The sequence below is a fragment of the Methylobacterium sp. WL19 genome (assembly GCF_008040005.1).
Classification (GTDB): Bacteria; Pseudomonadota; Alphaproteobacteria; order Rhizobiales; family Beijerinckiaceae; genus Methylobacterium; species Methylobacterium bullatum.
This window is the reverse complement of the sequence record NZ_VRVC01000087.1, coordinates 1-22,700: the sequence shown is the minus strand read 5'-3', so window position 1 is coordinate 22,700 and position 22,700 is coordinate 1. Positions and strand designations below refer to the sequence as shown.

Below are 22,700 nucleotides of genomic sequence, written 5' to 3'. Positions count from 1 at the left end.
TGACCGGTGTCTGCGAACTGCCCGAGGGCACCGAGATGGTGATGCCCGGTGACAGCGTCACCATGGACGTCACCCTCATCGTCCCCGTCGCCATGGAAGAGAAGCTCCGCTTCGCCATCCGTGAAGGTGGTCGCACCGTCGGCGCAGGCGTCGTCGCAGCCATCAACGATTAAGTTCGGTACGCTCAGTCTGCTGGGATCGACAGAGGGGCGGGTCCTCGCGCCCGCCCCTTCTTAAGTCCCGCCAAGGTTTCAGGTCATGAACGGTCAGAATATCCGCATTCGCCTCAAGGCGTTCGATCATCGCATCCTCGATGCCTCGACCCGCGAGATCGTGTCGACGGCCAAGCGCACCGGCGCGACCATTCGTGGTCCGATCCCGCTTCCGACGCATATCGAGAAGTTCACCGTCAACCGCTCGCCGCACATCGACAAGAAGTCGCGCGAGCAGTTCGAGATGCGCACCCACAAGCGCGTCCTCGATATCGTCGATCCGACGCCGCAGACCGTGGACGCGCTGATGAAGCTCGACCTCGCCGCCGGCGTGGACGTGGAGATCAAGCTCTAAGTCCCGCGGGGATTTAGAGCTTACCGTAGAATCGCGCGAGGGAGACACCTATGCGCTCAGGCGTCATTGCACAGAAGGTCGGCATGACCCGCATCTTTACGGATGCTGGCGAACATGTCCCCGTGACAGTGCTTAAAATCGATCAATGCCAGGTGGTCGCCCACCGTACCGTCGAGAAGAACGGCTACGTCGCCCTTCAGGTCGGCGTCGGCAAGGCCAAGGTGAAGAACGTGTCGGCTGCCGAGCGCGGCCGGTTCGCGGTCGCCAAGGTCGAGCCCAAGCAGAAGCTCGCCGAGTTCCGCGTGTCCGAGGACGCGCTGATCCCGGTCGGTGCCGAAATCACCGCCGACCACTTCATCCCCGGCCAGTTCGTCGACGTGACGGGCACGACCACGGGTAAGGGCTTCGCCGGCGGTATGAAGCGCTGGAACTTCGGCGGTCTGCGCGCCACCCACGGCGTGTCCATCTCGCACCGTTCGATCGGTTCGACCGGTGGCCGCCAGGACCCGGGCAAGACCTTCAAGAACAAGAAGATGCCCGGTCACATGGGCGTCGACCGGGTCACGACCCAGAACCTGCGCGTCGTGCGCACGGATCCCGAGCGTGGCCTCATCCTCGTCGAAGGCGCCGTTCCCGGTGTCGCCGGCGGCTGGATCCAGATCCGCGACGCGGTGAAGCGCAAGCTCCCCGCCGACGTGCCGCAGCCGGGCAAGTTCCGTGAAAACGGTTCTTCCGCTGCTCCCGCCACCGAAGCTCCGGCTCCCGAGGCTCCCGCTTCCGAGGAGAACGCGTGATGAAGCTCGATATCACCACTCTCGACGGCGACGGCGCCGGGTCCATCGACCTGGACGAGACCATCTTCGGTCTCGAGCCCCGCGCCGACCTTCTCCAGCGTATGGTGCGCTGGCAGCTCGCCAAGCGTCAGGCCGGCACCCATGCGGTCAAGAACCGCTCGGACGTCAACCGCACGCGCAAGAAGCTGTACAAGCAGAAGGGCACCGGTAACGCTCGTCACGGCGCAGCCTCCGCTCCGCAGTTCCGCGGCGGTGGACGTGCCTTCGGTCCGGTCGTGCGCAGCCATGCTCACGACCTGCCCAAGAAGGTCCGCGCCCTGGCTCTCCGTCACGCCCTGTCCGCCAAAGTGAAGGCCGAGACCCTCATCATCGTGGACGACGTGACGCTCGCCGACGGCAAGACCCGTAACCTGGTCGAGCGCTTCGAGAAGATGGGCCTGTCCAGCGCGCTGATCATCAGCGGTGCCGAGGTCGACGTGAACTTCGGTCGCGCCGCCCGCAACATCCCGCAGATCGACGTCCTGCCGGTCCAGGGCATCAACGTCTACGACATCCTGCGTCGCGACAAGCTCGTGCTGACGCGCGCAGCGATCGATGCGCTGGAGGCGCGATTCAAATGAGTGCCGATCCGCGCCACTACGACATCATCGTCTCCCCGGTCATCACCGAGAAGGCGACGAACCTCACCGAGCAGAACAAGGTCGTCTTCCGGGTTTCCCCGAAGGCAACCAAGCCGCAGATCAAAGAGGCGGTCGAGAAGCTGTTCGACGTCAAGGTCACGGGCGTGAACACGCTCGTCACCAAGGGCAAGAAGAAGATTTTCCGCGGGCTTCGCGGACAGCGTTCGGACGTGAAGAAAGCGATCGTGACCCTCGCCGAGGGTGAAACGATCGACGTCACGACCGGGCTCTGACACGAAAAGCGTTAGGATCAAGCCGATGGCCTTGAAGACATTCAAACCGGTCACGCCGAGCCTTCGCCAGCTCGTGCTCGTCGACCGCCGTGAGCTCTACAAGGGCAAGCCGGTCAAGAAACTCACCGAGGGCAAGTCGTCGTCCGGCGGCCGCAACAACCTCGGTCGCATCACCGTCCGCTTCCGCGGCGGTGGTCACAAGCGCACCCTGCGCAACGTCGATTTCAAGCGTCGCGAGCAGCTCGGCGTGGCCGCCACCGTGGAGCGGATCGAGTACGATCCCAACCGCACGGCGTTCATCGCGCTGATCACGTTCCCCGACGGCGTGCAGAGCTACATCCTGGCTCCCCAGCGTCTGTCGCCGGGCGACAAGGTGATCGCCGCCGAGCAGGTCGACATCAAGCCGGGCAATGCCGGCCCGGTCGGCAACATGCCGGTGGGCACGATCGTCCACAATGTCGAGCTGAAGATCGGTAAGGGCGGCGCGATCGCCCGCTCCGCCGGGAACTACGCCCAGATCGTCGGGCGCGACCAGGGATACGTCACCCTGCGTCTAAACTCGGGTGAGCAGCGCCTGGTCCACGGCAATTGCTTCGCCAGTGTCGGTGCGGTGTCGAACCCGGACCACATGAACATCTCGCTCGGCAAGGCCGGCCGCAATCGCTGGCTCGGCAAGCGCCCGCACGTTCGCGGCGTTGCCATGAACCCGGTCGATCACCCGCACGGCGGCGGTGAGGGTCGTACCTCGGGCGGCCGTAACCCGGTCACGCCCTGGGGCGTGCCCACCAAGGGGAAGAAGACCCGCTCGAACAAGCGGACCGATGTCTTCATCCTCGCCAGCCGTCACAACCGCAAGAAGTAACCCTCATGGCACGCTCGCTCTGGAAGGGGCCGTTCATCGACGGCTACCTCCTCAAGAAGGCTGAGACCGCTCGCGGATCCAGCCGCAACGAAGTCATCAAGATCTGGAGCCGTCGCTCCACGATCCTGCCGCAGTTCGTCGGGCTCACCTTCGGTGTGCACAACGGACAGAAGCATATCCCGGTCTACGTGTCCGAGGAGATGGTCGGTCATAAGTTCGGCGAGTTCTCGCCGACCCGTACCTTCCACGGCCACGCAGCCGACAAGAAGGCGAAGAGGCGCTGAGATGGGCAAGCAAGCCACCCCCCGCGCGCTCCCCGAGAACGAGGCGAAGGCCGTCGCGCGCATGCTGCGCGTGAGCCCTCAGAAGCTCAATCTCGTTGCGCAACTCATCCGCGGTAAGAAGGTCGAGTCGGCTCTGGCCGACCTGGAATTCTCCCGCAAGCGGATCGCCCGCGAGGTCAAGAAGTGCCTCGAGAGCGCCATCGCCAATGCCGAGAACAACCATGACCTCGATGTCGACGATCTCGTCGTCTCCGAGGCCTTCGTCGGCAAGGCCCTCGTGCTCAAGCGTTTCCACGCTCGTGCCCGTGGCCGCGGCGCCCGCATCCTGAAGCCCTTCGCGAACCTCACCATCGTGGTGCGCGAAGTCCCGACCGCCGAAGCGGCGTGAGGAGGACCTGATGGGCCAGAAAGTCAATCCGATCGGTCTGCGGCTCGGTATCAACCGGACCTGGGACTCCCGCTGGTTCGCCCAGAAGGGTGAATACGCGAAACTCATGCACGAGGACGTCGCCATCCGCGCCGCCCTCATGAAGCAGCTGAAGCAGGCTGCCGTCTCCAAGATCGTCATCGAGCGTCCGCACCGGAAGTGCCGCGTCACCATCCACTCGGGCCGTCCGGGCGTGGTGATCGGCAAGAAGGGCGCGGATATCGAGAAGCTGCGCAAGCTCGTCGGCACCCTGACCAAGGCCGATGTGACGATCAACATCGTCGAGGTGCGCAAGCCCGAGATCGATGCCACCCTGGTGGCCGATTCGATCGCCCAGCAGCTCGAGCGTCGTGTCGCCTTCCGTCGTGCCATGAAGCGCGCCGTGCAGTCGGCCATGCGTCTCGGTGCCGAAGGCATCCGGATCAATTGCTCGGGTCGTCTCGGCGGCGCTGAGATCGCTCGTCAGGAATGGTACCGCGAAGGTCGCGTCCCACTGCATACCCTGCGTGCGGATGTCGATTACGGCGTGGCGACCGCCTTCACGACCTACGGGACGTGCGGAATCAAGGTGTGGGTGTTCAAGGGCGAAATCCTCGAGCACGACCCGATGGCGCAGGACAAGCGCGCTCAGGAAGAAGGCGGCCGTTCGGGCGGACGTCGCGAGCGCGATGGCGAGGGTGGCCGCGAGCGCGGCCGGCGCGAACACGCCTGAGGCGTGATCGCGTACGCCCGTTAGCCATAGAAGGTGTTGAGAGGCTGCCATGTTGCAACCCAAGAAGACCAGGTTCCGTAAGCAGTTCAAGGGTCGCATCCACGGTGCGGCCAAGGGCGGCTTCGACCTCAATTTCGGGACGTTTGGCCTGAAGGCCATCGAGCCCGAGCGCGTCACCGCACGTCAGATCGAGGCGGCCCGCCGCGCGATCACCCGTGAGATGAAGCGCCAGGGCCGTGTCTGGATCCGGATATTCCCGGACGTTCCGGTCACGGCGAAGCCCACCGAAGTCCGCATGGGCTCCGGTAAGGGTGCACCCGAGTTCTGGGCTGCCCGCGTGCATCCCGGACGTATCATGTTCGAAGTCGACGGCGTCGCCGAGGACATCGCCAAAGAGGCCCTGCGCCTCGGTGCGGCGAAGCTCCCGATCCGCACGCGCGTCGTTCAGCGCATCGCTGACTAAGGGGGGGGATCATGAAGTCGTCACAGAGACAGTCGGATCTGGCCGCCCTGTCGCCCGATCAGCTGAACGATGAGCTGCTAAACCTGAAGAAGGAGCAGTTCAACCTGCGCTTCCAGGGCGCCACCGGCCAGCTCGAGAACGTCGCCCGCGTCCGTGAGGTCCGCCGCGATATCGCCCGCGTTCGCACTCTCCAGCGTCAGAAGACGCTGAAGTCCGCGCAGGCCTGAGGAGTACACCATGCCGAAGCGCGTATTGCAGGGCGTCGTCGTCAGCGACAAGGGCGAGAAGACCATCGTCGTAAAGGTGGAGCGTCGCTTCACCCATCCGGTGATGAAGAAGACCGTCCGTCGTTCGAAGAACTATCACGCCCACGACGAGACCAACATTGCCAAGGTCGGCCAGACCGTGTCGATCGAGGAATGCCGTCCTTTCTCGAAGACCAAGACCTGGAAGCTCATCGAAGGTGGCGCAGCCGCCGTGGAAGCACCTTCCGCCGAAGCGTGAGACCGATGCAGTTTTGTTAAAGCGGGCGCAGCTTCTGCGCCCGCTTTTTTGCGTCTCGTGCCTAGCCGGGAAGACCGAGCGATTCGCCGAGGCGCACGACTTCTTGTCGGTCGCCCCATCCGACTGATCGAGCGTCACCGAATCAGACGGCTTCGACCGCGAACACTTGCTCAGATCCGCCAAGCATTCAGTTCCGCTCTCCCACGTTCGTCATCAACGGTGCGAATCAGGATGACTCCCGGCGTCGGATACGACCGGTCGGACCTTTCGATGAAGACCCGTCCTGGATTGTCGTCTGCAGCGCAGCTGCGCGTCTTTGCTCTTGCGCCGCGCTTCCCTCTCTAGTAATAGGCCGTCCTTCGCGACATGCAAAAGGGTGTTCGCACCCTGGACCGCGGTGACCGCGCCGGCGTTGAGAAACGCCGAATGCGCGGTCCTTCTATATGAGCCGGGGACATCAGATCCCCATCAGACGTCGTCCGCCGGACAATACCGTCCGTGTGCGGAAACCCGTCTGAAACAAGGAAAGGTCACTCTCGTGATCCAGATGCAGACGAATCTGGACGTCGCCGACAATTCTGGTGCGCGTCGCGTGATGTGCATCAAGGTTCTCGGCGGGTCGAAGCGCAAGTATGCCGGTGTCGGCGATATCATCGTCGTCTCGGTGAAGGAGGCCATTCCCCGCGGCCGCGTAAAGAAGGGCGACGTCATGAAAGCCGTCGTCGTTCGCACCGCCAAGGAAGTGAAGCGCGCCGACGGATCCGTGATCCGGTTCGACAAGAACGCCGCTGTCCTGATCAACAATCAGAAAGAGCCGATCGGCACCCGTATCTTCGGACCCGTGCCGCGCGAGTTGCGCGCCCGGAACCACATGAAGATCATCTCGCTCGCTCCGGAGGTGCTGTGATGGCTGCCAAAGTCAAGAAGGGCGACAAGGTCGTCATTCTCACCGGACGCGACAAGGGTCGCTCCGGCGAGGTTATCCAGGTGATGCCGAAGGAAGACCGTGCGCTCGTGCGCGGGGTCAATCTGGTCAAGAAGCACCAGAAGCAGACGCAGAACCAGGAAGGCGGCATCATCTCCAAGGAAGCCGCGATTCATCTGTCCAACATCGCGATCGCCGACCCCAAGGACGGTCAGCCGACGCGCGTTGGTTTCCGCATTCTCGACGACGGCCGCAAGGTCCGGTTCGCCAAGCGCTCGGGGGATCTGATCGATGGCTGAGAAGAACAACGACGCGTACACCCCTCGTCTGCGCAAGCATTACGATGAGGTCGTCCGCCAGAAGCTGATCGAAGAGTTCGGCTACAAGAACCCCATGCAGGTTCCGGTCATCGAGAAGATCGTGATCAACATGGGCGTCGGCGAGTCCACCGCCGATTCCAAGAAGGCCACCGTCGCCGCCGGCGACCTTGCTCTGATCGCCGGCCAGAAGCCGGTCATCACCAAGGCCCGCAAGGCCATCGCGACCTTCAAGGTCCGCGAAGGCATGCCGATCGGCTGCAAGGTCACCCTGCGCAAGCACCGGATGTACGAGTTCATGGACCGCCTGATCACCATCGCGCTCCCGCGCGTTCGTGACTTCCGCGGCCTGAACCCCCGTTCGTTCGACGGCAACGGCAACTACGCGTTGGGCCTCAAGGAGCACCTGGTGTTCCCGGAGATCTCCTACGACAAGGCCGATGCCACCTGGGGCATGGACATCGTGATCCAGACGTCGGCTCGCACCGATGCCGAGGCACGCGCGCTCCTCTCGCAATTCCGATTCCCGTTCCGGCAGTAAGTGCTGAAAAGCGCTTAGACGCGGACACTGGAGAGAGACATGGCAAAGAAAAGCTCAGTCGAGAAGAACAACCACCGCAAGGAACTCGTGAAGCGGTTCGCCGCCAAGCGTAAGGCCCTCCTTGCCACGGCCAACAACGAAGGCCTCGAGATGGAGGAGCGCTTCGAGGCGCGCCTCAAGCTCGCGGAACTGCCCCGCAACTCGTCGGCGACCCGGGTCCGCAACCGTTGCGGCATCACGGGACGTCCCCGCGCTTTCTACCGCAAGATGGGCATCTCGCGCGTGGCGCTTCGGGAACTTGGCAATCGGGGTCTCATCCCCGGTCTGGTCAAGTCCAGCTGGTAAGGAGCAGACACCATGGTCAACGATCCCGTGGGTGATATGCTCACCCGCATCCGCAACGGTCAGATGCGCCGCCGCAACGTCGTTCAGACGCCCGGCTCGCGTCTCCGTGCGAGCGTTCTCGACGTCCTCAAGGCCGAGGGCTACATCCGCGATTACGCCACGACCGATTTCGGCAACGGCCGCACCGAGTTCTCGATCGAGCTCAAGTACTATGACGGCCAGCCCGTCATCCGCTCGATCCAGCGCGTCTCGAAGCCCGGCCGCCGTGTCTATTCGGCCGTGACCGAACTTCCCCGCGTCGCCGATGGTCTCGGCGTCACCATCGTGTCCACCCCGCAGGGCGTCATGGCCGACCACGAGGCGCGTGAGCGCAACGTCGGCGGCGAAGTGCTCTGCAAGGTGTTCTGATCTCGGACTTGGAGGAAAGGCAATGTCTCGCGTAGGCAAGAAGCCCGTTCCCGTCCCGTCCGGTGTGACGGCCACGGTGACCGGTCAGACGGTAACGATGAAGGGCTCCAAGGGTGAGCTCAAATATGTCGTCCCCAATGTGGTGGACGTGAAGTTCGAGGACGGCGCCGTCTCGGTGCTGCCCAAGAACCAGACCAAGGAGGCCCGCTCGCTGTGGGGCACCTCCCGGGCTCAGGTGGCGAACCTCGTCGAGGGCGTCTCCAAGGGGTTCGAGAAGAAGCTCGAGATCACCGGCGTCGGCTATCGTGCCGCCATGGCCGGCAAGGCCCTCAAGCTCTCCCTCGGCTACAGCCACGACATCGAGTACGAGATCCCGGTCGGGATCACGATCGCGGTGCCCAAGCCCACCGAGATCGTCATCTCCGGCATCGACCGGCAGGTGGTGGGACAGGTGGCAGCCGAGATTCGCGATTATCGCGGTCCCGAGCCCTACAAGGGCAAGGGCGTGCGGTACGCGGGTGAGTTCATCTTCCGCAAGGAAGGCAAGAAGAAGTAAGGGCCGGCCATCATGTCACGCAAAATCGATGCACTCGACCGCCGCAAGGCGCGTGTGCGCCGCGCGCTGCGGGCGGCGGCGAATGGACGGCCCCGGCTCTCGGTGTTCCGTTCCTCCAAGCAGATCTACGTTCAGGTCATCGACGACGCCGAGGGCAAGACCCTCGCCGCCGCCTCGACCCTCGACAAGGATCTCCGCTCGGGCCTGAAGACCGGTGCCGATACGGCAGCGGCCGCGGCAGTCGGCAAGCTCGTCGCCGAGCGCGCCAAGGCCGCCGGAGTCACCAAGGTGATCTTCGACCGTTCGGGCTACATCTATCACGGGCGCGTCAAGGCGCTCGCCGACGCCGCCCGTGAGGGTGGCCTCGAGTTCTAAGACCAGGCGGGGAGGGGCGGCACAGGCCGTCCCTCGGACAAGCTATCAAGCGAGCGGGCTCCGCCGCCCGCGTCAGTGAGACAGGATTCAAACATGGCACGTGAACGGGAAGGCGGTGGCCGCGGCCGCCGCGATGAGCGCGAGGAGCGCGACAGCGAATTCGTGGACAAGCTCGTCCACATCAACCGCGTCGCCAAGGTGGTGAAGGGTGGCCGTCGCTTCGGTTTCGCCGCCCTCGTCGTCGTTGGCGATCAGAAAGGTCGCGTCGGCTTCGGCCACGGCAAGGCACGTGAAGTGCCGGAAGCCATCCGCAAGGCCACGGAAGCCGCCAAGCGCGGTCTCGTCCGTGTCGCCCTGCGCGAGGGCCGCACCCTCCATCACGACGTCTACGGACGTCACGGCGCCGGCAAGGTCATCCTGCGCGCCGCCCCCCAGGGTACCGGCATCATCGCCGGCGGCCCGATGCGCGCCGTCTTCGAGACGCTGGGCATGCAGGACGTCGTGGCCAAGTCGCTCGGCTCGTCGAACCCCTACAACCTCGTCCGCGCCACCTTCGAGGCGCTGAAGAACGAGGACAGCCCGCGCGCCGTCGCGGCCCGTCGGGGTCTCAAGGTGTCGACGCTTCAGGCTCGCCGCCGCGATGCCGATCCGTCCGACCTGTCCGAAGCCGCAGTCGCTTAAGGGGAGGGTGCAATGGCAACGAAGACTCTCCGCGTCGAGCAGATCGGCTCGCCGATCCGCCGCGAGGGCGACCAGCGTGCGACGCTGATCGGCCTCAAGCTCAACAAGCTGCACCGGGTGGCCACGCTGGAGGATACTCCCTCCGTGCGCGGAATGATCCGCAAGGTGCACCACCTCGTGCGCGTCCTCGACGACGCGGCCTGAGGGAGGGCATCATGAAACTGAACGAAATCCACGATAACGACGGCGCGACCAAGAACCGGATGCGCGTCGGCCGGGGCATCGGCTCCGGCAAGGGCAAGACCGCTGGTCGCGGCGTCAAGGGTCAGAAGGCCCGTACCGGCGTCTCGATCAAGGGCTTCGAGGGCGGCCAGATGCCGCTTCACCGTCGCCTGCCCAAGCGCGGCTTCAACAATCTGTATTCCACGGACCTGAACGAGGTGAACCTCGGTCGCGTCCAGCAGGCTGTCGATGCCGGCCGTCTCGATGCTTCGGCGGTCGTCACGGTTGAGTCCCTCGTCACCGCCGGAATCATCGCCCGTCCCCGTGACGGCGTGAAGCTGCTCGGCGTCGGCGAATTGACCGCGAAGCTCTCCTTCGAGGTCACCCGCGCGTCGAAGTCGGCGGTCGAGGCCGTCGAGAAGATCGGCGGCACGGTCAACGTCGCTTACGGTGCCGGCATCTCCACCCGCGGCAAGCCTGCCGCGGAATAAGTCTTCCGACGCCGCTGTTGCGTAGCGTCGGGGCAGACTTTAAGTCGAAGCTCTGAGCGGCGGCCCGTGCGACCTGCGCGTGGCCGCCGTTTCAGTTTGTTCGGGGGTGCTTCAACCCCCAATCTGGATCTATCTCAGGAACGGGTGCCATGGCCTCAGCCGCCGAGCAGCTTGCCGCGAACCTCAATTTCGGGGCCATCGCCAAGGCCGACGAGCTCAAGAAGCGCATCTGGTTCACGCTGGGTGCGCTCGTGGTGTTCCGCCTCGGCACCTACATCCCGATTCCCGGCATCGACCCAGAGCAGTTCGCGCGGAACTTCCAGCAGCAGGCCGGCGGCGTCCTCGGGCTGTTCAACATGTTCTCCGGCGGTGCCGTCGAGCGCATGGCGATCTTCGCCCTCAACATCATGCCGTACATCTCGGCCTCCATCATCATTCAGCTTCTCACCTCGGTGATCCCGAGCCTGGAGACGCTGAAGAAGGAGGGGGAATCCGGCCGGAAGGTCATCAACCAGTACACCCGCTATCTCACGGTGGTGCTGGCGCTGGTGCAGAGCTGGGGCATCGCCTTCGGCCTCCAGAGTTCGAGCGCCGCGATCGATCCCGGTCCGTTCTTCATCCTGTCCACCGTGATCACGCTCACGGGTGGAACCCTGTTCCTGATGTGGATCGGCGAGCAGATCACGTCGCGCGGCATCGGCAACGGCTCCTCCCTCATCATCTTCGCCGGCATCGTCGCCCATCTGCCCACCGCCATCGTGGGTGCGCTCGAACTGAGCCGGACCGGTGCGCTGTCCGCCGCCGTGATCCTCGGCGTCGGCCTCGCGGCCATCGTCCTCGTCTACTTCATCGTGTTCATGGAGCGGGCCCAGCGCCGGCTTCTCATCAACTACCCCAAGCGCCAGGTCGGCAACCGCATGTACGAGGGTCAGACCTCGTTCCTGCCGCTGAAGCTGAACACCGCCGGCGTCATCCCGCCGATCTTCGCCTCGTCGCTCCTCCTGCTGCCCGCCACCGTGGCGAGCTTCTCGGCCAATAACGGCGGCACCGGGGTGCTGGCCACCATCACGACCTATCTCGGCCATGGCCGGCCGCTCTACATGGTTCTCTACGCGGCGCTGATCATCTTCTTCGCGTTCTTCTACACGGCGGTCGTCTTCAATCCGCAGGAGACGGCGGACAACCTGAAGAAGCAGGGCGGCTTCATTCCCGGCATCCGTCCGGGCGAGCGGACCGCCACCTTCATCGACAAGGTGTTGACGCGCATCACGCTGATCGGCGCCCTGTATTTGACTTTCGTCTGCCTTGTGCCGGAGATCCTGGCCTCCTACGCATCGGCGAGCCTCGGATTCGGCGGCACCTCGCTTCTCATCGTCGTCTCGGTGACGATGGATACGGTGGCCCAGGTGCATGGACATCTGATGGCCCACCAGTATGAGGGCCTCGTGAAGAAGGCGAAGCTGCGCGGCGCCACCCGGCGCCGCTGAGGCGCCCCAGACGACGCCGATCGACCAGGACGATGCCGGCAGGCATCGTCTTCTCCGTGCCCTGAACGCCAGAACCCCAACGCCCGACGCGGCTACCGGACGAGGACAACGACGCTATGCGGATCATTCTGCTCGGACCACCTGGAGCCGGTAAGGGAACCCAGTCGGCCCGGATCGTCGAGCGTTTCGGCATTCCGCAGCTTTCCACGGGTGACATGCTGCGCGCGGCCGTGGCCGCCGGTACCCCCGTCGGCCTCGAAGCGAAGTCGATCATGGAGAGCGGTGGACTGGTTCCGGATTCCGTCGTGGTGGGAATCGTGGCCGACCGGATCGAAGAGGCGGATGCCCGCCCCGGCTTTATCCTCGACGGCTTCCCCCGCACGGTGGAGCAGGCCGCGGCCCTGGACAGGATGCTGGCCGAGAAGAGCCTGCAACTGGATACGGTGGTCGAGTTCGCGGTGAACGAGGAGATCCTCGTCGGGCGCATCGCCAAGCGCGCCGCCGAGACCGCCGCACGCGGGGAACCCGTCCGCAAGGACGACACGCCCGAAGTGTTCAAGACACGCCTTTCCGCCTTCCGCGCGCAGACGGCGCCGCTCTCGGCCTATTATGCGAGCCTCGGCATGCTTCGGACCGTCGACGGCATGAAGCCGGTGGACGAGGTGACGAACGAGGTGATGGCTCTCCTCGAACCTCTGGCCAGCACCACCGCATCCTGAAATCGTCGACTCGGTGGTCGTTGACAATATCGTCGGGTCGCGCTAGCAGGCCCCTATTCGTCCATGCGTGATGGGTCTGGAGTGCCTTCGTTCAAGAGGCGCTGCGGGCCGATTTGTCGTTATGGGCGGCGCGCAGGGGCCGGCCTCCACCGGACGCGCGTGACACAGCAGGGCCGGACCGCAGTGTCCGAGCGCCCAATGGAGTGAGACCTTGGCCCGTATCGCAGGCGTCAACATCCCGACCAACAAGCGCGTCGTCATCGCGCTGCAGTACATCCACGGCATCGGCGCGAAGAAGGCCGAAGAGATCACCGGCAAGGTGGGCATCCCCGCCGAGCGCCGCGTGAACCAGCTGACCGACGCCGAGGTGCTGTCGATCCGCGAGACGATCGACCGCGACTACATCGTCGAGGGCGATCTGCGCCGTGAAGTGTCGATGAACATCAAGCGTCTGATGGATCTCGGCTGCTACCGTGGCCTGCGTCACCGCCGCAATCTGCCCGTCCGTGGTCAGCGTACGCATACCAATGCGCGCACCCGCAAGGGCAAGTCGAAGCCGATCGCCGGCAAGAAGAAGTAATTTTATAAGATTGGGAGGCAGCTTTTCGCTCCGCCTCCCGTCTGTCGCGCCGGGTGGCCCGCTATCGGCAGCCCGTATGGCGGCTCGGTCATCCAGATCCGCGCCGCCGATACCGCAAAAATCCCGAGCGCCTGGAATGACGGGCGCGCCTGAAGGACGAGACGAGAGACAATGGCCAAGGAAGCAACCCGCATTCGCCGCCGCGAACGCAAGAACATCGTGTCGGGCGTCGCCCATGTGAACGCCTCGTTCAACAACACGATGATCACCATCACCGATGCGCAGGGCAACACCATCTCCTGGTCGTCCGCCGGCGCCATGGGCTTCAAGGGCTCGCGCAAGTCGACCCCTTACGCCGCCCAGGTCGCCGCCGAGGACGCGGCCCGCAAGGCTTCCGAGCACGGCATGCGGACCCTCGAGGTCGAGGTGTCCGGTCCCGGTTCGGGCCGTGAATCGGCGCTCCGCGCGCTGCAGGCGGCCGGCTTCACCGTGACCTCCATCCGCGACGTGACGTCGATCCCGCATAACGGCTGCCGTCCGCGCAAGCGTCGTCGCGTCTGATACCGGTTCGTCACTCGGCCCTTTGGTGTGAAAGCGGAGAAACGTGTGCCCGATGCCGTGAAGGCGCTCCCCGGCGTTCTACGCTGGAGCCTTGGCGATCTGACCGTCACCGTTCTGAATGACGGTTACCTTCAAGGCTCCCTCGATCTCGTCACCGGGATCGGGTCGGACGAGGCCGGTTCGCTTCAGGCGGCCGGCTTTCGTGCGCAGGCTCCTCGGATCACGCTCAACGCCTACCTGATCGAGGCGCCCGGCCGGAAGCCGATCCTCATCGATTCGGGCATGGGTCATTTCGGTGGCGACACGCTCGGTCACATTCCGGCAGCACTCGCGGCGACCGGGGTCAGCCCGAGCGATATCGAGACGGTGCTGCTCACGCATCTCCATCCCGATCATGCCGGTGGCTTGATCCATAAGGACGGTTCGGCCGCCTATCCCAATGCCGAACTCGTCCTGCATCAGGCCGAGACCGCTCACTGGCTGGCGGACGACGCGATCTCACGGGCTCCCGAGGGAGCCCGGCCGTATTTCCAGAACGCGCAGAAGGCGGTGGCCCCCTATGCCGGCCGCGTGCGGACGATGACCGATGGTGAGGTCCTTCCGGGCATCACGGCGGTTCCCTTGCCGGGGCATACGCCGGGTCATACCGGCTTTCGCATCGTGTCGGGCTCGGCGTCCCTCCTGATGTGGGCGGATATCGTCCATCTGCCAGCGATCCAGTTCAAGCGACCGGAGGCCACGATGGTCTTCGACGTGGATCCGGATCGGGCGAGAGCGGTGCGCAAGCGGATGCTGGATGAGGTCTCGAGCGAGAGAACCTTCGTCACCGGCGGCCATCTGGAATTTCCGGCGCTCGGCTACGTGGCGCGGGAGGGCGGGGCCTACAGCTTCGTCCCGGAACTCTGGGTCGCGGCCCACTAACCGCCCGCCACTTCGCGGGCACATGATTTTCGAGACCGAGCCGTGCAAGGCGATGCGCGGGAAGGGCTCAAGGACCGACCACTGCAGTGGCTCGTGTCGGAAGTGCGAGAGGTAGGACCGTGGTCATACAGAAGAACTGGCAAGAGCTCATCAAGCCGAACAAGCTCCAGGTTTCGACCGGGCATGACCCCAAGCGGGTCGCAACCGTCGTCGCCGAGCCCCTCGAGCGCGGCTTCGGCACCACCCTCGGCAACTCCCTGCGCCGGGTTCTCCTGTCGTCGCTCCAGGGCGCGGCCGTGACCTCGGTCCAGATCGACGGCGTGCTGCACGAGTTCTCGTCGATCCCCGGCGTGCGTGAGGACGTCACCGACATCGTCCTCAACATCAAGACCATCGCGATCCGCTCGCAGACCGAAGCGCCCAAGCGCCTCACCCTGCGCAAGACCGGTCCGGGCACCGTCACCGCCGGCGACATCGCCGCCGTCGGCGATATCCAGATCCTCAATCCCGAACTCGTCATCTGCACCCTCGACGACGGCGCCGAAATCCGGATGGAGTTCACCGTTGCCACCGGCAAGGGCTACGTCCCGGCCGAGCGCAACCGCCCCGAGGACGCGCCGATCGGCCTGATCCCGGTGGACGCCCTGTTCTCGCCGGTCACCAAGGTGTCCTACCGCATCGAGACCACCCGCGAGGGCCAGGATCTCGACAAGGACAAGCTGACGATGACGATCGAGACCAACGGCGCCGTGTCGCCGGAGGACGCGCTGGCCTACGCTGCGCGCATCCTCCAGGACCAGCTCCAGGTGTTCGTGAACTTCGAGGAGCCCCGCAAGGAAGAGGCGCAGCCGCTCGCGCCGCAGCTCCCCTTCAACCCGGCCCTGCTCAAGAAGGTCGACGAGCTCGAACTGTCGGTCCGTTCGGCGAACTGCCTGAAGAACGACAACATCGTCTATATCGGCGACCTCATCCAGAAGTCGGAGGGCGAGATGCTGCGCACCCCGAACTTCGGCCGCAAGTCGCTCAACGAGATCAAGGAAGTCCTGGCCGCGATGGGTCTCCACCTCGGCATGGACATCCCCGGCTGGCCGCCGGAGAACATCGAAGATCTCGCCAAGCGCTTCGAAGAGCATTACTGAGGCGGAGGCGAAGCCGCCTCGGGCTGAGCCTTACGGGCGCCTCCCGGCGCCGTTTGTTTGGCCGACACGTCGGGGGTTCGCGCAAACGCGAACTCCCGAAGAATCCCGCCGCGGGGTCATGCGGAATGAACAGTCCCGATCATGGGGCGCTCGGCCGTACCGTGGCACGGCGGCCAGATAAGCAAGGAACAGCCAGATGCGTCATGGATTTCGCGGTCGTCGCTTCAACCGCACCACCGAACACCGCAAGGCGATGTTCGCCAACATGTCCGCCGCGCTGATCAAGCACGAGCAGATCATCACCACGCTGCCGAAGGCCAAGGATCTGCGTCCGGTCATCGAGAAGCTCATCACCCTGGGCAAGATCGACAGCCTGCACACGCGCCGCCTCGCCATGTCGCAGATCCGCGACGAGGCCATGGTCCGCAAGCTCTTCGCCGTCCTCGGCCCGCGCTACAACGCCCGTCCGGGTGGTTATTGCCGCATCATGAAGGCCGGTTTCCGCTACGGCGACAACGCGCCGCTCGCCGTGATCGAGTTCGTCGACCGCGACGTGGATGCCCGCGGCCTGGATTCGGGTCCGTCGCAGGTCTCCGACGCGGCGTAAGCCTCGGCTCCCCCTATCCGACGGCAGAAAGGCGGCCCCTGGGCCGCCTTTTTTCTTGCCCGCGTCACCCGGACCATCGGCTCGGTCCCCGCACGAAACCTCCTGAGCGGAGGCACGGGGGCTCACCCTGGGGAGACGAGCATCCCCGACACCAGAGCGGCGAGATCGGCCGATTCGAAGGGCTTGCGCAGAACCGGCAGGTCCTCGGGGATCGGGATCGCCTCGGCATGGCCGGTCACGATGAGGATCGGGACGGTCGACCAGCGCCGCCGCACGATCTCCGCGAGTTCGACGCCCGTCATTCCGGGCATGGCGAGGTCCGCCACGATGAGGTCGAAGGAGGAGCGCTCCAAGAGGGCCACCGCCGCCGCCCCGTCCGCTGCTTCGGTCTCGGTGTAGCCGAAGGTGTTGAGGAAGGAGGCGGTGACGTGCCGGACTTCGGCATCGTCGTCCACCACGAGGATACGCGCCGGGCTCACGGCGCGTGGCGCCGCCACTGCGGCGAGCGGTGGTCTCTCCTCGGCGAGGTCCGCGCGAGGGAGGAACACCTCGACCGTCGTGCCCTTCTCGACTTCGCTCGTAATGCGCAGCTTGCCCTGCGACTGCTGGGTGAGGCCGAACACCATGGCGAGGCCGAGGCCGGTGCCCTGGCCCACCGACTTGGTGGTGAAGAACGGCTCGCAGACCCGCGCCAGGATCTCGGGCGGGATGCCCATGCCCGAATCGGTGATCGTCACGGTGACGTAGTCGCCAGCCGTCAGGTCGGGATCGTCGGTCACCGTCACCGCGCCCGTGGCGATGGCGATCGATCCGCCGTCCGGCATGGCGTCACGCGCATTGATGCAGAGGTTGAGGATGGCGAGTTCCAGCTGGTCGGGATCGACCCGGGCCGCCGGATGGGCGGCGTCGAGGTCGGTGGTCACGCTGACGAGCCCGCCGAGGCTCCCGCCGAGCAGCACGTCCATCCCGGCGACGAGGGCATTCACGTCCACCGATCGGGGCCGCAGGTCGCGCGCCCGGCTGAAGCTGAGGAGGCGCTTCGTCAAAGACGCGCCTCGCTGCGCGGCCTGCGTCGCGTTGGTGACCAGGCGCTGGACCCGCGGCTGATCGACGATCTTGGGGCCGACGAGTTCGAGGCTGCCCAGGATCGCGGTGAGAAGGTTGTTGAAGTCGTGGGCGATTCCGCCCGCGAGGGTGCCCAGAGCCTGCATCTTGTCCGACTGGCGCAGGCGCGCCTCCAGGTTCTTCTGCTCGGTGACGTCCCGCTCGATGGTGGCGAGGTGGGTGATGGCGCCGGCGGCACCGCGAATCGGCACGCGGGTGACATGGCTCCAGCGCTCGGCGCCGACAGGTCCCTCGGCGGACACCGTCTCGGAGATGCTTCCGCTCGCGATCGCGGCGCGGTCGGCTTCGCGCGCGGCGCTCTCTCCGCTCGGCCTGCCTTCGATCTCCTCTCTGGTGCGTCCGAGGCACTCGGCGACGGTGTGGCCGAGTCGTCCGGCCTTGCGCGCGTTGAGGCGGACGAAGCGGCCCTCCTTGTCCTTGAACGCGATGGCGTCTTCCGCATTGTCGAGGAGCCCGAGGAGCAGAGCGCGCTCGGTGGCGAGCTCGCGGGCGAGGCTGTGGCGCTCGAAGGCCTGACGGACGGTGGAGCGCAGCAGGACGGGGTCCCACGGCTTGGTGACGTAGCCGGTGATGCCACCCCGGTTGAGCGCGGCGACGACGGCGCTCATATCGGCATAGCCGGTGAGCAGGATCGTCTGCGCGTCGTGGAACGCCCGGGCCTCGGCCAGCATGACGTCGCCGGTCATGCCGGGCATCCGCTGATCGGAGAGGATGACGGCGATGTCCGGGCTCGCCCTGAGGATCTCGAGGGCCTCGGACGGCTTCGTCGTGGTGATGACCGTGTAATCGTCCTCGAACAGGTCTTCGAGGGCGATCAGGATGTCCGGCTCGTCATCGACGGCGAGGATCGTGCCTTTGACCATGTCTACGCTGCCTGCCGCGGAATGCCGATCACGAAACAGGCTCCCCCCCCTTCGGCCGTCTCCACGCTGAGCGAGCCGCTATGCGCCTGTACCACGCTGTATGCAATCGCCAGCCCGAGACCCGTTCCCGCGCCCACGGGCTTCGTGGTGAAGAAGGGCTCGAATATCTTTTCCCGCAGGGTCTCGGGAATGCCCGGCCCGGTATCGCTGATACGGATCACGTCCGTCTCGGGCAATTCCTGGGTGACGATGGAGATGGTGCCGGATTCCGGCATGGCATCGGCGGCATTGCCGAGGATGTTCATGACGACCTGATTGAGAAGGGCGGGGGTGCAGTGGATCTCGGGCCGGCCCGAGAAGTCGCGTTCGACGGTAATCCGCGTCCCGAGCTTGTGCTGGATCAGGGCGAGCACCGTCTCGATCGATTCGGGAACGTTGACGAGGGTGCGCTCGCCTTCGTCGAGGCGCGAGAACTTGCGCAGGTTCAGCACGAGATCCTGGATGCGCGTGAGGCCCATCCGCATGGAGCCCACGCGGTCGCGGCATTTGGCGAGCGACCGGTGCGAGGCGAGTTCAGCCTCGGATTCCGCGATCTCGCCGAGCAGGCGCTCGACCGTGCCCTGATGCGCCAGGATGAAGGCGAGGGGATTGTTGATTTCATGGGCGATGCCGGCGACGAGCTCGCCGAGGGACGCCATCTTGGCGGCCTGGACCAGCTTGGCCTGGGCATCCGTGAGCTTGCGGTTGGCGGTGGCGAGATCCCGGTTGGCCTGTTCGAGGGCACCGGCCAGGGCGGCACGCGCCTCGGCCGCCTCGGCCTCGGCCCGCGCGCGTTCGAGGGCTCGCTCGCGGGCGCCGAACTCGCCGGCGATGCGGCGGTCGTCTTCTTCGAGCAGCTTGCGCCGGACGAGGCCCCTGACGCGGATGACGAGGACTTCGCCGTCGGCCTTCGAGACCACGTCGTCGGCCCCGGCCGCATAGGCTTCCACCACGTATTTTTTTTTTTTTGCGACGGCGTCGATGGAGATGTTGTGGAATGGAGGCGTGGGCTGCGTCAGAGGTGTTTTAGCGTCAGGCTTGCGCCGGTCGATGGCCCTGCACAACGCGAGGCCGTCATAGGCGGGGCCGAGGAGGTCGATGGTCACGCAATCGAAGGCGGCATCGGCCTCGTCGAGGGCGGCGAGGGCGGCGTCGTGGGTGGCGGCGGTACGGACCTCGTGGCCCTCATGGGCGAGAAGGCCGGCAAGGAAGGTCCGATAGGTGGCGCTGCCGTCGACCACGAGGACGCGGCCGCGCCGAAACGCCGAGACGCCCGGACCGTCGCCGGAGGCAGCGCCCCCCTGGCGCTCACGCAGGAGGGCGCGGATGCGCAGGATCAGGATGTCCCGGTCGGCGGATTTCGCCACATAGGCGTCGGCGCCGCTCTCCAGTCCCTGGCGTTCGCCGTCGCGGGCGCCTGTGAGCATCAGCAGGGGTAAAGCGCGGGTGCGCAGGGACAGGCGAAGCTGGCGGGTGAACTCGTCGCCGTTCATGCCCGGCAGGTGGTGGTCGGCCACGACGAGATCGGGCAGGCGGGTGTTGAGATGGTCGAGGGCCATCTCCGCCGTGGGGCAGCGCTCCACCGAGAAACCGTGCCCCTCCAGGAGCAGGCGCAGTTCCAGCGCCTGCGTCTCGGAATCCTCGACGAGCAGGATCCGAGGCCGGGGGAGGGTGCCGTCGGGACTGCCGATCCCGCTCATGCGAAGGGGTCCTTCGCCGCGAGGCCGGGCAAGGCGAGGCGGACGAGATGGGGAGCGACCTGGTCGAGGGGGAGGATCGCGGAGGCTCCCGAGAGGCGGATCGCCGCCGCCGGCATGCCGAACACCACGGCGGTGCTCTCGTGTTCGGCCACGGTCTGGGCACCGGCCTGGCGCATGGCGAGGAGGCCCGTGGCGCCATCCTCGCCCATGCCGGTGAGAAGGACGCCGATGCCGCGCGCCCCGGCATGGCGGGCCACCGAGGAGAACAGGACGGTGGCGGCCGGGCGCTGGCCGCCGACGGGCGCCGCATCGAGGAGGCGCAGGTGCCCGCCGGGCGCCCATTCGAGGTGCCGGTCACCCGGCGCCACATAGACATGTCCGGCCTCGGCCCGCTCGCCATCGGCGGCGAGCCTGACCGGGAGGGCGACGACTCCGTTCAGCCAGGAGGCGAATCCCTCCATGAAGGCCGGCCCCATATGCTGGACCACGAGGACGGGAAGCGGGAACCCGTCGGGCAACCCGCCGATGACGCGGGCGAGGGCAGGCGGGCCGCCGGTGGAGGCGGCGATCGCCAGGACGCTGGCGGCGTTCGAGGCGGCCGGGGGCGCGGCGAGGTCTGACGGCGACAGGGGTGCACCCCGGCGCCCGGCCCATTCCGACCCGATCGGCCGACGCCGGATCACCGGCACCTCGGCCATGATGCGCAGCTGCGTGCAGATTTCTGAAGAGACGGCATCGTAGCCGGCATGCGTCGTCGCCACCGGCTTTTCCACCACGGAGAGCGCGCCGGCGCGTAGCGCGTTCATGGAGATGCGCAGGGAGGAATCCTCCACCGAATCCGCGATGACGACGATGGGCGTCGGCTGCTCGGCCATGATCCGGCGCGTGGTCTCCAGGCCATCGATGCCGGGGAGACGGATATCCATCGAGATGACGTCGGGACGGGTATTGGGGAGCACCGCGAGGGCTTCCTCGCCGGACGCGACGGCGGCCACCACTTCGAGGCGCGGGTCGCGGCCGACGATATGGCGCAGGAGCTCGCGGACCACGAGGGAATCCTCCACCAGCATCACGCGCACGGGGGGGCCCCGCCTCGCCGCCGGAGGGGTCTCGATCGGTGTCTGCTCGGCGTCACTCACAACAATTGCCCGATCGTGTCGAGAAGCTGGCGCTGGTCGAACGTCTGTTTCGTCAGATAGGCGTCGGCGCCGAGAGAGAGCCCCCGTGCGACATCGTCGGCATCCCCCCGTGAGGTCATCAGGATCAGGGGAAGGCGGGCGAAGACCTCGTCCGCCCGCAAGGCCTTCAGCAGCCCGAACCCGTCGAGGCGCGGCATCTCCACGTCGGCCACGACCAGATCCACCCGTTCGATGCCGGCGCGCAGGCGGTCGAGGGCGTCCTGCCCGTCGACGCAGACGACGACGCGGTAGCCCGCCGATTCCAAGATGCCCTTCTCCAAGGTTCGCGTGGTGATGGAATCGTCGACCACCAGGATCGTCGAACGTCGCGGGAGCGCGGCTGTTCCGGAGGGTTCGTCGATGGGCTCCGGCGCCGCATGGCTCGTCTCGCCCGCCCGGGCGGCCAGACCGTCGGGATCGAGGACGAGGACCGGCGTATCGCCCCCCAGGACGACTGTGCCCGAGATCAGGCGCGGATCGGCGCCGATGGGCGGTGCCGGCAGGACGAGAAGGTTGCGGACATCGCGCAGGGCATCGATCCGCATCGCCCAGGACCGGCCGCCCGCGCGCATCAGCACCGCCGTCACAGGGCGGCCATCGCTCGGGCGGTTGTCCTCGCTCGCCACCCCGATGAGGCCCGCCAGATCCACCAGGGGCAGGGACAGATCCTCGCCGCCCTCCCTCGGCAGACGCACCATGGTCCGGCCCATCACAGAGGAGAGGCTCGACCGGTCGAGGCGCAGGAGGCGCTCCACGCTGGCGCTCGGCAGGGCGAAGATCGCGGCGCCGACATCCACCAGCAGCAGGGTCCGCCGCGCCGCCGACAGCGGGAGATGCATGATCAGCGACGTCCCGGCCGGGACACGCGGTTCGAGCCGGACACTGCCGCCGAGACGCCGGACCGTGTCGGCGACGACGGACAGGCCGATGCCCCGCCCGGACAGGGTGTCGATGGCGGAGGCGGTGGAGAAGCCGGGTTCGAACACCAGGGCGAGGAAGGAATCGGGATCGCCGTCGACGCCACCGATCAGGCCGCGCGCCCGCGCCGTCGCCTCGATGGCGCGCAGGTCGGGCCCGCGCCCGTCGTCATGGATGCCGATGACGAGGCGGCCGCCGCGCACGGCGACGTCGAGGGTGATCGAGAGTTCGGGCGGTTTGCCCCGGCGTTCACGCTGCTCGGGCGGCTCCGCGCCATGGCTCAGGGCATTGCGCAGGGCGTGGAGGACCGGGTCCTTCAGCGATTGAAGCATGGCGCGGTCGACGGGGAGGTCGAGACCGCGCGTCACGACGTCGATCTCCCGGCCGGCCTCGCGCGCCATGTCGCGCAGCGCCCGGGGGAACGCGCCGAACACGGTCTCCGCCGGCACGAGGGCCAGTCGCTCGGCCTCCCGTCC

The 22,700-nt window shown here is 66.3% G+C and carries 32 protein-coding genes and 1 pseudogene; 29 read left to right on the top strand and 4 right to left on the bottom strand.

Annotated features, from left to right (window positions below):
- From tuf to rplQ, 29 genes and pseudogenes are all read left to right on the top strand, one after another.
- A pseudogene (gene tuf / locus FV220_RS16915) lies at positions 1–173 on the top strand (elongation factor Tu); the annotation flags it as partial.
- An 85-nt stretch (positions 174–258) separates the two neighbouring features.
- Positions 259–567 (top strand): 30S ribosomal protein S10, encoded by a 309-nt coding sequence (gene rpsJ / locus FV220_RS16910; RefSeq protein WP_018044230.1) that lies wholly within the window; start codon positions 259–261, stop codon positions 565–567.
- Positions 568–617: 50 nt separating this feature from the next.
- Positions 618–1,361: a 50S ribosomal protein L3 gene (gene rplC, locus FV220_RS16905; protein WP_018044229.1), complete on the top strand. Its 744-nt coding sequence runs from the start codon at positions 618–620 to the stop codon at positions 1,359–1,361.
- On the top strand, positions 1,361–1,981 hold the full coding sequence (gene rplD / locus FV220_RS16900; protein ID WP_027172970.1) for a 50S ribosomal protein L4: 621 nt from the start codon (positions 1,361–1,363) through the stop codon (positions 1,979–1,981). Before rplC ends, rplD begins: the two co-directional genes overlap by 1 nt.
- The gene (locus tag FV220_RS16895) at positions 1,978–2,274 is read left to right on the top strand and encodes a 50S ribosomal protein L23 (RefSeq protein ID WP_018044227.1); all 297 of its coding nucleotides are present in this window, start codon (positions 1,978–1,980) and stop codon (positions 2,272–2,274) included. Before rplD ends, FV220_RS16895 begins: the two co-directional genes overlap by 4 nt.
- Before the next feature lie 25 nt (positions 2,275–2,299).
- On the top strand, positions 2,300–3,136 hold the full coding sequence (gene rplB, locus FV220_RS16890) for a 50S ribosomal protein L2 (protein WP_018044226.1): 837 nt from the start codon (positions 2,300–2,302) through the stop codon (positions 3,134–3,136).
- A gap of 5 nt (positions 3,137–3,141) precedes the next feature.
- Positions 3,142–3,420 carry a 30S ribosomal protein S19 gene (rpsS, locus tag FV220_RS16885; RefSeq protein WP_018044225.1) on the top strand — a complete coding sequence of 93 codons (279 nt, stop codon included), beginning with the start codon at positions 3,142–3,144 and terminating at the stop codon, positions 3,418–3,420.
- Position 3,421: 1 nt separating this feature from the next.
- Entirely contained in the window at positions 3,422–3,808 is a 387-nt protein-coding gene (rplV, locus tag FV220_RS16880; RefSeq protein ID WP_018044224.1) for a 50S ribosomal protein L22, read from the top strand.
- A 10-nt stretch (positions 3,809–3,818) separates the two neighbouring features.
- The gene (gene rpsC, locus FV220_RS16875) at positions 3,819–4,559 is read left to right on the top strand and encodes a 30S ribosomal protein S3 (RefSeq protein WP_018044223.1); all 741 of its coding nucleotides are present in this window, start codon (positions 3,819–3,821) and stop codon (positions 4,557–4,559) included.
- Between the two features lie 49 nt (positions 4,560–4,608).
- Positions 4,609–5,022 (top strand): 50S ribosomal protein L16, encoded by a 414-nt coding sequence (rplP, locus tag FV220_RS16870; protein ID WP_018044222.1) that lies wholly within the window; start codon positions 4,609–4,611, stop codon positions 5,020–5,022.
- A gap of 11 nt (positions 5,023–5,033) precedes the next feature.
- Positions 5,034–5,249, top strand: coding sequence for a 50S ribosomal protein L29 (rpmC, locus tag FV220_RS16865; RefSeq protein ID WP_018044221.1), 216 nt, complete (start codon positions 5,034–5,036; stop codon positions 5,247–5,249).
- 10 nt (positions 5,250–5,259) lie between these two features.
- Complete coding sequence (gene rpsQ / locus FV220_RS16860) at positions 5,260–5,526, top strand: 30S ribosomal protein S17 (protein WP_018044220.1); 267 nt, start codon at positions 5,260–5,262, stop codon at positions 5,524–5,526.
- Positions 5,527–6,064: 538 nt separating this feature from the next.
- A complete protein-coding gene (gene rplN / locus FV220_RS16855) occupies positions 6,065–6,433 on the top strand; it encodes a 50S ribosomal protein L14 (RefSeq protein WP_018044219.1) in 369 nt (122 codons plus the stop codon).
- Entirely contained in the window at positions 6,433–6,750 is a 318-nt protein-coding gene (gene rplX, locus FV220_RS16850; protein WP_018044218.1) for a 50S ribosomal protein L24, read from the top strand. Before rplN ends, rplX begins: the two co-directional genes overlap by 1 nt.
- Complete coding sequence (gene rplE / locus FV220_RS16845; protein WP_018044217.1) at positions 6,743–7,309, top strand: 50S ribosomal protein L5; 567 nt, start codon at positions 6,743–6,745, stop codon at positions 7,307–7,309. Before rplX ends, rplE begins: the two co-directional genes overlap by 8 nt.
- 39 nt (positions 7,310–7,348) lie before the next feature.
- Positions 7,349–7,654: a 30S ribosomal protein S14 gene (rpsN, locus tag FV220_RS16840; protein WP_018044216.1), complete on the top strand. Its 306-nt coding sequence runs from the start codon at positions 7,349–7,351 to the stop codon at positions 7,652–7,654.
- A 12-nt stretch (positions 7,655–7,666) separates the two neighbouring features.
- A complete protein-coding gene (rpsH, locus tag FV220_RS16835; RefSeq protein ID WP_018044215.1) occupies positions 7,667–8,062 on the top strand; it encodes a 30S ribosomal protein S8 in 396 nt (131 codons plus the stop codon).
- A gap of 22 nt (positions 8,063–8,084) precedes the next feature.
- Complete coding sequence (gene rplF / locus FV220_RS16830; protein ID WP_018044214.1) at positions 8,085–8,618, top strand: 50S ribosomal protein L6; 534 nt, start codon at positions 8,085–8,087, stop codon at positions 8,616–8,618.
- 12 nt (positions 8,619–8,630) lie between these two features.
- Complete coding sequence (gene rplR, locus FV220_RS16825) at positions 8,631–8,993, top strand: 50S ribosomal protein L18 (RefSeq protein WP_018044213.1); 363 nt, start codon at positions 8,631–8,633, stop codon at positions 8,991–8,993.
- A 93-nt stretch (positions 8,994–9,086) separates the two neighbouring features.
- Positions 9,087–9,674, top strand: coding sequence for a 30S ribosomal protein S5 (rpsE, locus tag FV220_RS16820; protein ID WP_018044212.1), 588 nt, complete (start codon positions 9,087–9,089; stop codon positions 9,672–9,674).
- A gap of 12 nt (positions 9,675–9,686) precedes the next feature.
- Positions 9,687–9,878: a 50S ribosomal protein L30 gene (gene rpmD / locus FV220_RS16815; protein ID WP_018044211.1), complete on the top strand. Its 192-nt coding sequence runs from the start codon at positions 9,687–9,689 to the stop codon at positions 9,876–9,878.
- A gap of 11 nt (positions 9,879–9,889) precedes the next feature.
- Positions 9,890–10,387 carry a 50S ribosomal protein L15 gene (gene rplO / locus FV220_RS16810; RefSeq protein ID WP_018044210.1) on the top strand — a complete coding sequence of 166 codons (498 nt, stop codon included), beginning with the start codon at positions 9,890–9,892 and terminating at the stop codon, positions 10,385–10,387.
- Positions 10,388–10,536: 149 nt separating this feature from the next.
- Positions 10,537–11,874, top strand: coding sequence for a preprotein translocase subunit SecY (gene secY, locus FV220_RS16805; RefSeq protein WP_018044209.1), 1,338 nt, complete (start codon positions 10,537–10,539; stop codon positions 11,872–11,874).
- Between the two features lie 116 nt (positions 11,875–11,990).
- Positions 11,991–12,593 (top strand): adenylate kinase, encoded by a 603-nt coding sequence (locus tag FV220_RS16800; RefSeq protein ID WP_147832647.1) that lies wholly within the window; start codon positions 11,991–11,993, stop codon positions 12,591–12,593.
- A gap of 211 nt (positions 12,594–12,804) precedes the next feature.
- Positions 12,805–13,173, top strand: a complete 369-nt coding sequence (gene rpsM / locus FV220_RS16795; RefSeq protein WP_018044207.1) for a 30S ribosomal protein S13 — start codon at positions 12,805–12,807, stop codon at positions 13,171–13,173.
- A 171-nt stretch (positions 13,174–13,344) separates the two neighbouring features.
- Complete coding sequence (gene rpsK / locus FV220_RS16790) at positions 13,345–13,734, top strand: 30S ribosomal protein S11 (RefSeq protein WP_018044206.1); 390 nt, start codon at positions 13,345–13,347, stop codon at positions 13,732–13,734.
- A gap of 45 nt (positions 13,735–13,779) precedes the next feature.
- Complete coding sequence (locus FV220_RS16785) at positions 13,780–14,655, top strand: MBL fold metallo-hydrolase (protein WP_147832646.1); 876 nt, start codon at positions 13,780–13,782, stop codon at positions 14,653–14,655.
- A 119-nt stretch (positions 14,656–14,774) separates the two neighbouring features.
- The gene (locus tag FV220_RS16780) at positions 14,775–15,794 is read left to right on the top strand and encodes a DNA-directed RNA polymerase subunit alpha (RefSeq protein ID WP_018044204.1); all 1,020 of its coding nucleotides are present in this window, start codon (positions 14,775–14,777) and stop codon (positions 15,792–15,794) included.
- 196 nt (positions 15,795–15,990) lie between these two features.
- A complete protein-coding gene (rplQ, locus tag FV220_RS16775) occupies positions 15,991–16,401 on the top strand; it encodes a 50S ribosomal protein L17 (RefSeq protein WP_018044203.1) in 411 nt (136 codons plus the stop codon).
- Between the two features lie 122 nt (positions 16,402–16,523).
- Here the strand turns inward: rplQ and FV220_RS16770 are convergent, their stop codons facing one another.
- The 4 genes from FV220_RS16770 to FV220_RS16755 all read right to left on the bottom strand — a co-directional run.
- A complete protein-coding gene (locus tag FV220_RS16770) occupies positions 16,524–18,389 on the bottom strand; it encodes a response regulator (protein ID WP_056143068.1) in 1,866 nt (621 codons plus the stop codon).
- Positions 18,390–18,391: 2 nt separating this feature from the next.
- Entirely contained in the window at positions 18,392–20,128 is a 1,737-nt protein-coding gene (locus tag FV220_RS16765) for a response regulator (protein ID WP_147832645.1), read from the bottom strand.
- Positions 20,125–21,198 (bottom strand): chemotaxis-specific protein-glutamate methyltransferase CheB, encoded by a 1,074-nt coding sequence (gene cheB, locus FV220_RS16760; protein ID WP_147832648.1) that lies wholly within the window; start codon positions 21,196–21,198, stop codon positions 20,125–20,127. The genes FV220_RS16765 and cheB overlap by 4 nt, the downstream gene beginning before the upstream one ends.
- Before the next feature lie 65 nt (positions 21,199–21,263).
- A partial coding sequence (locus FV220_RS16755; RefSeq protein ID WP_147832644.1) for a response regulator occupies positions 21,264–22,700 on the bottom strand: 1,437 nt, incomplete at its 5' end.